The 13,589-nt window shown below is 66.8% G+C and carries 11 protein-coding genes and 1 pseudogene; 5 read left to right on the top strand and 7 right to left on the bottom strand.

Translation table 11 applies throughout. From position 1 onward, the window contains the following. Nucleotides 1-3: 3 nt before the first annotated feature. The 4 genes from Q0044_RS06935 to Q0044_RS06920 form a co-directional block, all read right to left on the bottom strand. Nucleotides 4-1,152 (bottom strand): polysaccharide biosynthesis/export family protein, encoded by a 1,149-nt coding sequence (locus tag Q0044_RS06935; RefSeq protein ID WP_298161037.1) that lies wholly within the window; start codon nt 1,150-1,152, stop codon nt 4-6. A 90-nt stretch (nt 1,153-1,242) separates the two neighbouring features. Beyond that, the gene (locus Q0044_RS06930) at nt 1,243-2,496 is read right to left on the bottom strand and encodes a glycosyltransferase family 4 protein (protein WP_298161035.1); all 1,254 of its coding nucleotides are present in this window, start codon (nt 2,494-2,496) and stop codon (nt 1,243-1,245) included. Further along, complete coding sequence (locus Q0044_RS06925) at nt 2,493-3,860, bottom strand: glycosyltransferase family 4 protein (RefSeq protein WP_298161033.1); 1,368 nt, start codon at nt 3,858-3,860, stop codon at nt 2,493-2,495. Before Q0044_RS06925 ends, Q0044_RS06930 begins: the two co-directional genes overlap by 4 nt. 163 nt (nt 3,861-4,023) lie before the next feature. Further along, the gene (locus Q0044_RS06920; protein WP_298161031.1) at nt 4,024-5,019 is read right to left on the bottom strand and encodes a KpsF/GutQ family sugar-phosphate isomerase; all 996 of its coding nucleotides are present in this window, start codon (nt 5,017-5,019) and stop codon (nt 4,024-4,026) included. Nucleotides 5,020-5,245: 226 nt separating this feature from the next. On the opposite strand from Q0044_RS06920, the gene otsB reads away from it, so the two are divergent. The 3 genes from otsB (at nt 5,246) to Q0044_RS06905 (ending at nt 9,312) form a co-directional block, all read left to right on the top strand. Then, complete coding sequence (gene otsB, locus Q0044_RS06915; protein WP_298161029.1) at nt 5,246-6,016, top strand: trehalose-phosphatase; 771 nt, start codon at nt 5,246-5,248, stop codon at nt 6,014-6,016. 2 nt (nt 6,017-6,018) lie between these two features. Further along, complete coding sequence (locus Q0044_RS06910; RefSeq protein WP_298161028.1) at nt 6,019-7,815, top strand: glycoside hydrolase family 15 protein; 1,797 nt, start codon at nt 6,019-6,021, stop codon at nt 7,813-7,815. 72 nt (nt 7,816-7,887) lie between these two features. Next, a complete protein-coding gene (locus Q0044_RS06905) occupies nt 7,888-9,312 on the top strand; it encodes an alpha,alpha-trehalose-phosphate synthase (UDP-forming) (RefSeq protein ID WP_298161026.1) in 1,425 nt (474 codons plus the stop codon). Between the two features lie 3 nt (nt 9,313-9,315). On the opposite strand, the gene Q0044_RS06900 is transcribed toward Q0044_RS06905, so the two are convergent. Then, complete coding sequence (locus Q0044_RS06900; protein ID WP_298161025.1) at nt 9,316-9,927, bottom strand: glutathione S-transferase family protein; 612 nt, start codon at nt 9,925-9,927, stop codon at nt 9,316-9,318. 150 nt (nt 9,928-10,077) lie between these two features. Here Q0044_RS06900 and Q0044_RS06895 point away from each other — a divergent pair, with 150 nt between their 5' ends. Next, nucleotides 10,078-10,779, top strand: a complete 702-nt coding sequence (locus Q0044_RS06895; RefSeq protein WP_298161022.1) for a helix-turn-helix transcriptional regulator — start codon at nt 10,078-10,080, stop codon at nt 10,777-10,779. A 160-nt stretch (nt 10,780-10,939) separates the two neighbouring features. Here the strand turns inward: Q0044_RS06895 and Q0044_RS06890 are convergent, their stop codons facing one another. Then, nucleotides 10,940-12,142 carry an acetyl-CoA C-acyltransferase gene (locus Q0044_RS06890; protein ID WP_298161020.1) on the bottom strand — a complete coding sequence of 401 codons (1,203 nt, stop codon included), beginning with the start codon at nt 12,140-12,142 and terminating at the stop codon, nt 10,940-10,942. A 118-nt stretch (nt 12,143-12,260) separates the two neighbouring features. Then, nucleotides 12,261-13,166, bottom strand: coding sequence for an SDR family NAD(P)-dependent oxidoreductase (locus Q0044_RS06885; protein ID WP_298161018.1), 906 nt, complete (start codon nt 13,164-13,166; stop codon nt 12,261-12,263). Between the two features lie 195 nt (nt 13,167-13,361). Between Q0044_RS06885 and Q0044_RS06880 the strand changes: the two are divergent. Then, nucleotides 13,362-13,589: pseudogene (locus tag Q0044_RS06880) on the top strand (cell envelope biogenesis protein OmpA); the annotation flags it as partial.

Here is a 13,589-nt window from a genome sequence, read left to right as displayed (position 1 = left end):
CGATCAGTTCGTGTTCAGGGCGCTCGTAACCGAGATGTCGTAGACGACGCGCGACACCGACTGGACCACCTCGAAGAATTTCCGGACCTCGGCCGACAGGGCTCGCGGAGCGTAGACGATGTCCTCTGGCTGAATCTGGAAGCTTGAGGCGGTGAAGAAGCCGGACGCTTCCTCCAGGTTCAGGCGGTAGACGACAGGGACGCCCTTGACCGTCGCCGGCTGGGTCACGCCGAGAGCCGCAGCGACCTCCGGCCGCTCGAAGCGGAAGACCAGGACCGAGCGAGCATTGGCCGCACCGTCGTTGAGGCCGCCCGCCATGCTGAGGGCGCCGGCGAGGGTCAGCTCGCCCGCCGGCATGTCCTGACGGGTCACCGCGCCCAGGGCTCCGAAGGTCGAGAACCGGCGTGGCGAAAAGACGAGGTTGATCTGGTCGGCCCGTTGCAGACGGACGTTTTCGGCGAACTCGGTGGTCACGGCGGTCATGGGCGCGGAATAGGTCTGGCCGTTCCGGCGGATCTGGACCTGGATGTCCTGAACCGGTCGACTGGCGCCGCCCGCGGCGGCGATCACGTCCAGAAGGGTGTCGGCATTGACCGACAGGGGGGCGCGGCCGGGCTGTTTGACTTCGCCCAGAACGGTCACGGTGTTGGAGGCGTTCTCGGCGAGGGTGACGGAGACCTGCGGATTGCCGACCCGGCCGATCAGGGCGCGGCGGATCGCGCCGCCGGCTTCCGTCGTGGTCAGACCGGCCACACGGACAGGGCCTGCGAAGGGCACGGCGACGTTGCCGTTGCGATCGACGATGACGTCGGGCAGGGCCTGGTTGCCTGAGCGAATGCTGTCGTTACCGCTGCCGCCCCCGAACAGGGCGCCGCTGGGCTCGTAGATTGCGATGGAGAGCTGGTCGCCTTCGCCGATGACGTCGACCGGAGCCGTGCTCGAGGCAGCCGCGAGCGAACCCAGGTACTGGGCCGGGACGGACTTGATCCGCTCCGCAGCCGCATAGTCCAGATCCACGATCGCATAGTCCGATCCATCCACATCGGCTTCCGCGCCCCGCTCCACGGCGCGTCCCGAGGGTCCGTCGCGGGGCAAGGTCGAGCAGCCACCGAGGATGGCGACGATCAGAAGGGCGAGGATGGATCTCGTCATGGTGTCCGAACTCAGCAGTACAGCGCCGTGATTACCGGCCTTTGACCTGACGCGCCAGCGCAAGTCGTCGTCGCACAACGCGCCGGGGCGTCAATCCGTCAAACCGACCCGCCGGCCGACCTCGGCGAAATGACGGCCCCAGGTCGGAGCCGTGAACGGCACGGACTTCGGCGGCTGGCGGGCGGCCTTTTCCAACGCATCGAGCCAGCCGAGCCCGTCCAGTGGATCGATCAGCTGCGCGTTGGGGACCAGTTCGCGGTGCACGGGGATGTCGGAGGCGATCAGGGGCACGCCCAGGGCAGAGGCCTCGACGGCCGGCAGGTCGAATCCCTCGACAGAGGACGGGGCGACCAGGGCTCTTGCGCTGGCCATCAGGGTCGCGAGCGCCGAGTCCGGCAGGTCTGCGGCCTGGTGCACCAGACCCCGAAGGGCCGGCGAGCGTTCGAGGTGATCCAGAACCGCCTCGTTCTCCCAGCCGTAGCGGCCGACCAGAACCAGCTGTGGCGCTGCATCGCCCATCCGTTCGTGCAGCCGTCGCCAGATCGACAGAAGGAAGGCCAGGTTCTTGCGCGCCTCGATCGTGCCGATATGCACGAAATAGGGACGGGGGGTCGCCGCCGTCAGCGGAGTCAGGAAAGTCGGCTCCAGGCCCAGGTGCACAGCATGGATCGGCGGCGGCGTCACACCTTCGCGCTCGGCGAAGGCGGCGAGCTCATCGGCCGTATAGCGCGAGTTGACCACGATCCTGGACGCGGTGTTCAGGGTGTTCAGGACCCGTTCGCGGTGCTTGTCCCGGTCGCCGGGGCGGCAGTACTCGGGATGGGTGATGGGGATCAGGTCATGCAGGAAGACGATCCGCTCGATGTCCCGTTCGCGCAGTTCCATGAGGATGCGAGCGTCGCCCAGTCCCGTGTGGCCGACGTTGAAATAGAGGGTGCTGTCCGGAAGGTTCTGGATCCACTGCGAGCGGAAGAATTGCTTCCAGACGCGCCGGCGTCGTCCCGGCGTCCGCCCCGGATCAGCGGGCGGAGTTCCGATCACCGAGTCTGACGACTTCGTGTCGCTGCTCAGCGCGGTCATCAACCGCATCTCGTCCTCGGTCAGGGAGCGTTCAAAGAACGCGCCGGTCCAGCGGGATCGCATGGCGGCGATGCATTTTCGAAACCAGACCTCGTCAACGACGACCAGCTGATCGTTTCGGCTCCTGACCGGAGTGACCTGGACGCCGGGCAGGGACAGCAGCCATTCCGCATAGGCCAGGCAGACGCGGTCCACCCCCGTCGGCGCGGTCCGTTCGATCCGGCTGAGCAGCCGGCTGGCGTCGAAGAGAACCGATCGCGTCACGAGAGGCCGATGCGGCCGTACATTGCGGACAGCCGTCCCTGGTAGGCTTCGACCGAGAATTTCGCGGACTGCGTCAGGCCCCGGCGGACCAGGTCGTCCCGCATCGCCTCGTCGCCGTCCAGGGCGCGGAGACCCCGCGTCATGGCCTGGACGTCATAGGGATCGACGATGACGGCCGCGTCGCCCGCGACTTCCGGCAGGGAGCCGCCGGTAGAGGTCAGGACGGCGGTGGACAGGGCCATGGACTCGAGCACCGGCAGGCCGAAGCCTTCATAGAGCGACGGGAACAGCGTCGCCTTCGCTCCGCGGATCAGACTGATCAGCAGGGAGAACGGCATGTACTCGTAGCGTCGGATGCGCTGGGCGCTGGGGCCGCCGTCCCGCATGACCTGGTTCAGGAGCGCGGTCTCGCCCTCGTCCAGCCATGCGCGGCCGCCGACGATGACCAGCGGCGTTTCCACACCCGAGGCCAGATAGGCCTCGACGATGCGGCCGAGGTTCTTCTTGGGCTCGATGGCGCCGAAATGGAGGAAATACTCTTTCCAGCCGAGGTCGAAGACACCCTCCAGCTCTATGGTCACATCTTCCTGGCTGCGGCCGGTGAGGGCCTCGGGCAGGTCCACGGCCTGATAGGTGTTGGTGACCCTGTCCTCCGACACGTCCAGCAGGCGGATCACGTCCTGGCGCGTTGTCTCTGAAACCACTGCGATGTGGTCGGCGCGCCGGGCGATCATCTTGCACAGCGCCAGGTAGGTCGCCTTGTCGTCCAGCGTCGTGTGCGGAAGGCGCAGCGGGATCAGGTCGTGGATCGTGTAGATGTTGGGCACGCCCCGCGCATAAAGCGGCAGGGTTGCGGTCCACTGCATGGCGTCCGGTCGCTTGATCTCGTCCGAGGCGGCGAAATCAACCGGCGTCTCCTTGCCGTAGGCGTTGAAGCAGCGGTTCGAGATATGAAACAGATCCCGGGCCGCCCAGTAGGCGCTCGCTTCAGGCCGCCCGCCGCCACGTGACGGCCAGACGACTTCGCCGCTGGGCTTGATCGGCCAGGCCGACTGACCGAACCGGCTGGTATAGGTGCGCAGAAAGCGCTCGAACTTCTTGACCTTCGGACCCGGGCGGTCGGGATCGACCAGGGCGGCTTCGTTCACGACATTGCTGGAAGACCGCCTGGCGACCGGACCGTACAAGACCTGCCCGTCCATCCCGAGCCGGCCCAGGGTCGACAGCAGGTTGCGGCCATAGGTGGCGATGCCCGATCCCCTGGCCATGGCGATGTTGAACCCGTCGACGCAAATCGTGGCCCGCGACTTCGCATCCGGGGCGACACTTGACGCGCCTGCCGGCGTCGTAGGCGTGTCGCTCACGAAAACGCTTGGAAGATCAGCGCGAAGGGACCGCTCCGCGACATCAGGCGACGTATCCAAATCCAGCCTTCGGCGTGGTTTTTCCGGACCGGCGGCAGCGTCGCGCGGCTGGCTTGCGGGGTAGACCCTTGCCCGGCAGGGGTCAACTGCAAGCGAACCGCTGTCAGGAGACGTAACCCGCCTGCATCAGTTCGGCGATGTGGACGATGGCGACTGGCCTGTCGTCCACCACGACGAACAGATTCGTGATCTTGTTGGCGGTCAGCAGGTCGACGACGTCGCTCATCCGCTGGTCGGGCGTGACGGTGATCGGCGACTTGCTCATGATGTCGGCTGCTGTGATCCGACCGATATCCTGGGCGAAGGCGCGGCGGATGTCGCCGTCGGTGATCATTCCGGCCAGTGTTCCGTCTTCGTCGAGAACGGCGACCGCCCCCTTCCGACCCTCGGTGATGCGGGCGACGAGGTCGGCGAAGACGGCGTCCAGCGGAACGGTCGGCGGCGGTGCGTGATTGTCGCCCATCCATTCGCGTACGCTCTGCAGGCTCATGCCCAGCGATCCGCCCGGGTGGTGCATGCCGAAATCGGTCGCCGAGAAGCCGCGTCGGTCCATCAGCACCATGGCGAGGGCATCGCCGAGCGCGAGGGTCATGAGGGTCGAGGTGGTGGGCGCCAGGCCGTTGGCGCAGGCCTCGGCCACGCTGGGCATCACCAGGGGCACCGCGGACATGCGGGCGAGGAACGACGACCCGCGTTGGGTCATGCCGATGACCGGAATGTTGTTGCGCTGGCAGAACAGCAGGGGATCGCGCAGTTCGCGGCTCTCGCCCGAGCTTGAGATCGCCAGCAGGGTCGTGTCCCCGCGCAGCATGCCCAGGTCGCCGTGACTCATCTCGGCGGGGTGGACGAAGAAGGCGTTGGTGCCGGTGGAGGCGAGGGTGGCCGCGATCTTTCCGCCGATGTGGCCCGATTTGCCCATGCCGGTGACAACGACATAGCCGGGTCGCGACAGGATGACGTCGCAAGCGCGTGCGATGCTGGCGTCTACCGTCCGTTCGAGCGCCTGCAGGGCCTCGATGTTCAGCCGGATCACCTCGCGCGCGCGATCGGTCATGGCGCCGACGGCTTCGGGTGGGGAGGCGGGGGCGTCGAGGGGCATGAGCCGTCCTTCTGATGCGGCGCCCTTTCAGCCGGCGCGGCGCGCGGCGGGCGTCTGTCGTTGTCGTGCGGCGGAATTGCCCCATCCGGCGGGGTTTCACAATGGAGCGACATGGAAGGTCGCAAGGGTGACGGACCACCGTACCGGAAGTTCAGGCCGAAACCGCTCAACCTTTGCCGGACGGGCGCGTTGAGGCTGAGGGGACCGCCAACTCACCTGGATTTTCATGCCGTCAGACACCGGAACGCTCGCCGAAGCCCTTCCCGCGCCCCCTGTGGCGCTGGCGCAGTCGCTGGCGCTGTTTCTCGACCTCGACGGGGTTCTGGCCCCGATGGCGCCGACGCCGGACGCCGTCATGGCGGATCCGAGGCGAACCGCAGTCCTGAGACGGCTGGATCACGCGCTCGACGGTCGCCTTGCGGTCGTCAGTGGACGGACGCTGGATGAGATCGACCGGATCGCCGGCCGGGCCGCTCTTTCCGCCGCCGGCGTACACGGGCTCGAACGTCGCCGCCGGGACGGAATGGTCGATCGTCCCCCGGCGGCGCCCGGGGTCGCCCAGGCCCTGGCCGCCTTCCAGCGCTTCGCCGCCGACCGGCCCGGAGTCCTCGTCGAGGACAAGGGGATTTCGGCCGGCCTCCACTATCGGCAGTCGCCCGCCAGCGCGGATGAGGCCCTCGTCCTGGCGCGCGAACTGGCCGACACCAGCGGCCTGACACTCCAGCCCGGCCATATGGTGCTGGAACTCCGGACCCCCGGCGCCGACAAGGGCGGAGCCGTCACGGCCTTCATGGCGGAGCCGCCGTTCGCGGGGGCGACGCCGGTCATGGTCGGCGACGACCTGACCGACGAGGCGGGTTTTCGCGCCGCCGGGGCGCTCGGCGGGTTCGGGGTTCTTGTCGGTCCGCACCGGGCGACCGCGGCGCGCTACGGCCTGCGCGACGTCGCGACCGTGATGGACTGGCTTGAGGCCGTCGCAGCGGAGGCGGGACAGTGACCATGGCCTCGGCCCTGCGCCCTTCGCTGGATCTCGCGCCCATCGGCAACTGCGCCCTTTCGGCCCTGATCGATCGCAACGGCCGGTTCGTCTGGGCCTGCGCGCCCCGCGTGGACGGCGATCCGGTCTTTTCGGCCCTGATGAACGGCGAGGCCCCGGAGCACGGCTTCTGGGACATCGAACTGGAGGGTCTGAAACACGTCAGCCAGGCCTATGCCGACAATACGCCCGTCCTGCGCACCGTGCTGACGGCCGAGGACGGGGCCGCGGTGGAGATCATCGATTTCGCGCCCCGACACCGGAAACACTCGCGGACCTACCGGCCTCTGGCCTTCGCGCGGATCGTCCGGCCCCTGGACGGGGCGCCGCGAATCCGGGTGCGGTTGCGCCCCTCCGCCGACTGGGGCGCCCGCCGGGCGGACCTGACGTCCGGTTCGAACCACATCCGCTACCTGTGCAGCGAGGTCACCCTTCGCCTGACCACGGACTGCCCTGTGTCCCACGTGCTGGAAGAGCGGATATTCCGGCTTGAACGGTCCCTGACCTTCTTTCTCGGGCCGGACGAGGGCTACGACCAGGAGGTCGGGCCGGGTGTCGCGGCGACCCTGGATCGCACCGTCGCCTACTGGAAGGACTGGGTCCGCACCCTTTACATCCCTCTGGACTATCAGGAGGCGGTGATCCGGGCGGCGATCACGCTGAAGCTCTGCGCCTATGAGGAGACGGGGGCCATCGTCGCGGCCATGACGACCTCGGTGCCCGAGTTTCCCGAGAGCGGGCGCAACTGGGACTATCGCTACTGCTGGATCCGCGACGCCTATTACACGGTACGGGCGCTGAACCGGCTCGGCGCAGTCGATATGCTGGAAAACTACCTCGTCTATCTGAGGAATCTGGTCGATTCCTCGGGCGGAGGGCACGTCCAGCCCGTCTATGGGGTCGGCCTTGAAGAAGACATCGACGAGCGGATCGTCACCTCTGTCGAGGGCTATCGCGGGATGAAGCCCGTGCGCGTCGGAAACCAGGCGCGCGAGCACCTGCAACACGACGTTTACGGACAGATCGTCCTGCCTCTGGTCCAGTCCTTCTACGACCAGCGCCTGCTGCGGCCGGGCACGGTGGATGATTTCCATGCCCTTGAGAAGGTCGGCGAACGGGCCTTCGCCATGCACGATCAGACTGATGCGGGCCTGTGGGAGTTCCGGACCATCGCCCGGGTGCACACCTATTCGTCGGTCATGTGCTGGGCCGCCTGCGATCGCCTGTCGAAGGCGGCGGACCAGCTGGGGCTGAACCTGCGCGCCGAGGTCTGGCGGGATCGCGCCCGGATCATCCGTGAGCGGATCGAGAAGGAGGCCTTCATTCCGCAGGAGGGCCGTTTCGGCGCAAGCTTCGGTGGGATGGAGCTGGACGCCTCGCTGCTGCAACTCGTCGATCTGGGCTTTCTGGACCCGCAGGATCCCCGCCAGGTCGCGACCTTCGATGCGATCGAACGGGATCTGAAGAAGGGGCCCTACCTGTTCCGCTACGTCGAGCCCGACGATTTCGGCGAGCCGGAGACGGCGTTCAACTTCTGCACCTTCTGGTTCATCGAGGCCCTCCACCTGAACGGACGGACGGAGGAGGCCCGGGAGATCTTCGAGCAGATGCTCAGCCGCCGGACCCATGCGGGCTTGCTGTCGGAGGATATCTCGCTCGGCGACAACGAATTGTGGGGCAACTATCCGCAGACCTATTCGCTGGTCGGGATCATCAACTGCGCGGTCCTGCTCAGCCGGTCGTGGACGGACGTGCGATGAGACGTGCGTCCGCCCTCCCGGTCACGACTTCGCGTTTGATCTTTTCGCTTCGTTGCAACGTTGTCGATCGCAATGAGTAGATTGATCGTCGTTTCGAACCGCGTTTCCGCCCCTGTCGATCCCGCTGCGGGATCCGCAGGCGGACTGGCCATGGCCCTGTCTGCGGCGCTGCGGAAATACGACGGGCTGTGGTTCGGCTGGTCGGGAGAGACGACAGACCATTTCACGGGCGATCTCAAATACGAGGACCGCGCCGGTGTCACCGTCGCCCTGGTGGATCTGGAGGCCCAGGACGTCGAGGAATACTATAACGGCTATGCCAACAAGACCCTGTGGCCCCTGTTCCACCATCGCGTCGATCTGACCGCCTACGAGCGGTCATACGGCGAGGGCTATGAGCGGGTGAACCGGAGGTTCGCAGAGGTTCTTGCGCCCCTGATCGAACCGGACGACGTCATCTGGATCCATGACTACCACCTGATCCCGATGGCCCGGGATCTGAGGCGGTTGGGGATCAGGAACCGGATCGGCTTTTTCCTTCATACGCCCTGGCCGGTGCGGCAATTGCTGGTGACCCTCCCGCACCACAGGCGGCTCGTCGAAAGTCTGTTCGCCTACGATCTCATCGGATTCCAGACCCAGGAATGGCTCGATCTGTTCCGCGACTACGTGATTTCCGAGGCGCGGGGCGAACTGTCCGGCTACGGAGGGCTCGAGGCGTTCGGGCGTCGGGTCCAGATCGGCGTCTTCCCCATCGGCATCGACGTTCAGGCCTTCATCGATGCCCGGAACTCACGCGAAGGCACCCGCACCTATGACCGTATGGCGGCCTCGGCCGCCTTCCGCTCAATGATGGTGGGTGTCGATCGGCTCGACTATTCCAAGGGGCTGGAAGAGCGGATGCTCGGCTATGAGCAGTTTCTGTTCGACAATCCCGACATGCGCGCCGACGTCTTCCTGGTGCAGGTCACGCCGATCAGTCGCGACGACGTCGACACCTACCAGGATATCCGGGCGCGTCTGGACGCCCTGGCGGGCCGGATCAACGGCGAGTTCGCCGACATGGACTGGCAGCCGATCCGCTATCTGAACCGGTCCTATCGCCGCGATCAGCTGGCCGGCATCTATCGCGCCGCCAAGGTCTGTCTGGTCACGCCCTTGCGCGACGGCATGAACCTGGTGGCCAAGGAATATGTCGCCGCACAGAACCCCGACGATCCGGGCGTCCTGATCCTTTCGCGCTTCGCCGGCGCCGCAGAACAGATGGGCGAGGCCCTGCTGGTCAATCCGTTCAGCCGCGAGGAGGTGGCGGAGGCGATCAAGAAGGCCCTGACGATGCCGCTGTCGGAGCGGGTCCGGAAATGGGCCGCCCTGATGCAGGTCGTGCGCGACACCGACGTCGGGATCTGGCGTGACAGCTTCGTCGGCGCCCTGAACGCGGTGGAGATCGTCGGCGACGGGGACGCGCCCTTTCACACGCGTGCGGACGCGGCCTGACGGTCAGGCCGCCGCGCTGTGGGCGGTCGCGCCGTCCCGTGCCATCGCGCGCCTGTAGGCCGGCCGCGCCTGGATGCGCGCCAGATAGTCGTCGATCAGCGGGCTGTCCGGCAGATGCTCCCGGCCCCAGCTCATCGACGCGCCGATCATGACGTCGGCGACGGTGAACCGGTCGCCCATCAGGTACGGCCCGACCCAAAGCGATTCGAGAATCCGCGCCATGGCCGCCTCGTAACGCTCAAGGGCGAAGACATCGCGCTTGGTCTGTCCAGTGATCTCGCTCCACAGGGCCGGCTCCAATTCGCCTGCGGCCCAGCAGATCCAGGTCAGGAGGGGGCCGCGATGCGGCGAGCTCTGCGGGAAGCCCAGCCCGGCCTCCGGATGCAGGCCGGTCAGGTAGAGGGCGACCGCCGCTGACTCGGTGATCAGGGAGCCGTCGTGAATCAGGGCCGGGACCTTGCCGTCCGGGTGCGGGTTCCTCGGGTCGGGCGCGCCTGAACCGTCCATCATGCGGCGGATGTCGACGTACTCGATGTGGCAATCGGCCCCCAGTTCCTCGATCAGCCAGACCAGGCGCGATGAACGCGATTTCGGGGCGTGAAACAGGGTCAGCATGTCGATCTCTCCCATCGGCCGAGCGCCCTCGCCGGCCACGGAGATTGACTACCGCCACCCTGCTGCCAGCATGCTGTCAGCAGTCGTCCGGTACGGGACGCTCAAGCAGTGAGACGCCGCGCGTCGAGCGATAGCGTACCAGGGAAGCCGATGAGACGCGCAGACCGTCTGTTCCAGATCGTTCAGCTCCTGCGCAGGAGCTCGCAGCCCGTAACGGCGGAAGCGATTGCGACCGAACTCGAGACCTCCAAACGCAGCGTCTATCGGGACATCGCCGCCCTGATGGCCCAGCGCGTGCCGATCCGGGGCGAGGCCGGCATCGGCTATGTACTGGACTCGGGCTTCGACATGCCGCCCCTGATGCTGACCTCTGACGAGGTGGAGGCCGCTGTACTGGGCGCCCAGTGGGTGGCGGGCAGGGGAGACCCGGCCCTGGCCCGCGCCGCCCGCGACCTGATCGCCAAGATCGCCTCCACCGTGCCCGAACGGCTGCGGCCGGTGGTGCTGGAGCCGGCCCTGGGCGCGCCCAGGAGCTGGAACGTCCTGCCCGAGACCATCGACATGGCTGCCGTGCGCGGCGCCATCCATGCGGCGCGGAAGGTCGCACTCCACTACAGGGACGAGAAGGGGGTCGAGACGCGCCGGACCATCTGGCCCTTCTCGGTTGCCTATCGGGAGACCACCCGGATCGTCGCCGCCTGGTGCGAGACCCGCGACGATTTTCGCATGTTCCGGACCGACCGGGTGCTGGTCGCCGAGGTTCTGGACGAACGCTACCCGGCGCGACCCGCCGGCTTGCGCGCGAAATGGCGCGCCCATCTGCGGGAACAGTTCGGCGTCGAGGATCACTGAACCCTCGACGCCGCCGTTGTCTTGGTGACTCTCGAACCGCCCGGGCTTTGAAGACTGTCGGCTCTTGGCTGTCCTCAGTAGATCTCGAACAGGCCGGCCGCGCAGCCCGAAACGCTTGCGTTTCGGGCCACCTTCAAAGAGGCGCGGCTTTCGGCTGTTCTCAGTAGATTTCGAACAGGCCGGCCGCGCCCTGGCCGCCGCCGATGCACATGGTCACGACGCCGTATTTGGCGCCGCGACGCTTGCCCTCGATCAGGACGTGGCCGGTCATCCGGGCGCCCGACATGCCGTAGGGGTGGCCGATCGAGATGGCGCCGCCCGAGACGTTCAGGCGATCCATCGGGATGCCCAGGGTGTCGGCGCAGTACAGGACCTGGACGGCGAAGGCCTCATTGAGTTCCCAGATGCCGATGTCGTCCATGGTCAGGCCGTGACGCTTCAGCAGTTTGGGCACCGCATAGACCGGGCCGATGCCCATTTCATCCGGCTCGCAACCGGCGACGACCATGCCGCGATAGGCGCCGAGCGGCTGCAGGCCGTGACGCACCGCTTCGCCGGCCTCCATGATGACCGAGGCCGAGGCTCCGTCGGACAGCTGGGATGCATTGCCGGCGGTGATGAATTCGCCCTGCTGGATCTCCTCGCCCCCGCCGAAGACGGGTTTCAGCGACTTCAGGCCTTCCAGCGTCGTGTCGGCGCGGTTGCCCTCGTCCTTGGACAGGGTCACTTCCTTGGCCGAGGCCTGGCCCGTCGCCTTGTCGACCACCTGCATGGTCGTCGTCATCGGCACGATCTCGGCGTCGAAGCGGCCGGCTTCCTGGGCGGCGGCCGTGCGCTGCTGCGATTGCAGGGCGTATTCGTCCTGGCGGTCGCGGCTGATGTTGTAGCGGCGCGACACCACCTCGGCCGTCTCCAGCATCGACATATAGATGTGGGGCGACAGCTTCAGCAGCGCCTCGTCCTTCATCCGATGGAAGTTCATGTGCTGGTTCTGGACCAGGGATATGGATTCCAGACCGCCGCCGACGGCGACCTTCTGTTGGTCGAACACCACCTGTTTGGCGGCCGTGGCGATCCCCATCAGGCCCGAGGCGCACTGGCGGTCGATGGTCATGCCTGCGACTGTCGAGGGCAGGCCGGCCGCGAGGGCGATCTGGCGGGCGACGTTCTGACTGGTCGAACCCTGTTGCAGGGCCGCGCCCATCACGACGTCCTCGACCTCGGCCGGGTCGATCCCGGCGCGGGCGACGGCGTGTTTGACGGCGTGGGCGCCGAGCGCCTGCGCCTGGGTGTCGTTGAAGGCGCCGCGATAGGCGCGCCCGATGGGGGTCCGTGCCGTCGACACGATTACCGCTTCACGCATCATTCTCTCCCTGTCGGTCGACTTTGGCGACCTTGACGATTCTGTTGGTCGGATTGACCAGATTCCTGGCCAGTTTGACTGACCGCTTGTTGACCAGATTATTGACCGGTTTGACGTGTCAGGAATGAGCCTTCTGGGCCTTGGACAGTTCGATCATACCCTGGGCGGCGCCCATCTCCGGCACGATCTCGCCGGTACGGTCAGAGATGGCCTCAAACTGCGCCGCGACCTGCTCCGGAGCGTCCTCGCCGACGATCCGGACGCCCTGTGTCAGGGTCACGTAGGCCCGCTCGAACCCGCCGGCGCCGGCGCCGAGGATGCAGCGCGTAGGCGCCTCCTGACTGACAAGATACAGCAGGCCCGGCGAAACGAGTTCCGGCCCAAGGGCTTCGAGGGGCAGGGCCGCGCCGAGGTCCTCGGTCATGCGGGTGTGGGCCGTCGGGGCCAGGCAGTTGACCCGGATGTCGTTCTTGGCGCCCTCGATGGCGAGGGTCTGCATGAAGCCGACCACCGCCATCTTGGCCGCGCCGTAGTTGGCCTGGCCGAAATTGCCGTACAGGCCCGACGACGAGGTGGTCATGACGATGCGGCCATAGTTCCGCTCGCGCATCCCGTCCCACACCGCCTTCGTGCAGTTCACCGCTCCCATCAGGTGAACGTCGACGACGAAGCGGAAATCCTCGATCTCCATCTTGGCGAACGACTTGTCCCGCAGAACGCCGGCGTTGTTGACAAGAATGTCGACCGACCCCCACCGCGCGGTCGCCTCGGCTACCATCGCCTTCACGGCCTCGTAGTCCGTGACCGAGGCGCCGTTGGCCATGGCCTCGCCGCCCGCAGCCTGGATTTCGGCCACGACAGCCTCGGCCGGACTGGTCGAGGATCCCGCGCCGTCCCGCGCCACGCCGAGGTCATTGACTACGACCTTCGCGCCCCGCGCGGCCAGGGCCAGAGCATGCTCTCTCCCGAGCCCCCCGCCCGCTCCGGTCACGATCGCCACCTTGCCGTCGAATCGCATTGCCATCTGAGGTCTCCCTTATCGTTGATCACCCCATATCAGCCTGCGGCGGCTCGCCAAGGGGGGGATATGTGTTGAAACGGCGCCACAGTCGCCGTATTGCGAACCGAAATGAGGAACCCCGGGCCAACTCTGCCGTTCGGCCCGGTGAGTGTCACGTGTAAGCGTGGCCTTTAGGCATTCAACGATATGAGGACTGACATGAAGCTGAAACTTCTCGCCAGCGTCGCGGCCGCGGGGCTTTTCGCCGCTGGTGCTGCTTCGGCTGAGCCGGACGGCTGGTACGGCGCGATCGACGCCGGTTACCACAAGATCGACGACATCAACCTGGAAGCGTCCGGCAACGGCGTGAACTGGAACGCCGAAGTGAACGACGGCTGGGCCGCGTTCGCGCGTCTGGGCTACCGGTTCAACCCGAACTGGCGCGTC

This window comes from Brevundimonas sp. (genome assembly GCF_027484365.1).
Classification (GTDB): Bacteria; Pseudomonadota; Alphaproteobacteria; order Caulobacterales; family Caulobacteraceae; genus Brevundimonas.
This window is presented reverse-complemented; position numbering and strand designations above follow the sequence as displayed.

Bases quoted from the DNA above. Each gene is read 5' to 3' on its own strand.
- Q0044_RS06935 (WP_298161037.1), bottom strand. From the start codon at position 1,152: ATGACGAGATCCATCCTCGCCCTTCTGATCGTCGCCATCCTCGGTGGC.
- Q0044_RS06920 (WP_298161031.1), bottom strand. From the start codon at position 5,019: ATGCCCCTCGACGCCCCCGCCTCCCCACCCGAAGCCGTCGGCGCCATG.
- otsB (WP_298161029.1), top strand. From the start codon at position 5,246: ATGCCGTCAGACACCGGAACGCTCGCCGAAGCCCTTCCCGCGCCCCCT.
- Q0044_RS06910 (WP_298161028.1), top strand. From the start codon at position 6,019: ATGGCCTCGGCCCTGCGCCCTTCGCTGGATCTCGCGCCCATCGGCAAC.
- Q0044_RS06905 (WP_298161026.1), top strand. From the start codon at position 7,888: ATGAGTAGATTGATCGTCGTTTCGAACCGCGTTTCCGCCCCTGTCGAT.
- Q0044_RS06900 (WP_298161025.1), bottom strand. From the start codon at position 9,927: ATGCTGACCCTGTTTCACGCCCCGAAATCGCGTTCATCGCGCCTGGTC.
- Q0044_RS06895 (WP_298161022.1), top strand. From the start codon at position 10,078: ATGAGACGCGCAGACCGTCTGTTCCAGATCGTTCAGCTCCTGCGCAGG.
- Q0044_RS06890 (WP_298161020.1), bottom strand. From the start codon at position 12,142: ATGCGTGAAGCGGTAATCGTGTCGACGGCACGGACCCCCATCGGGCGC.
- Q0044_RS06885 (WP_298161018.1), bottom strand. From the start codon at position 13,166: ATGGCAATGCGATTCGACGGCAAGGTGGCGATCGTGACCGGAGCGGGC.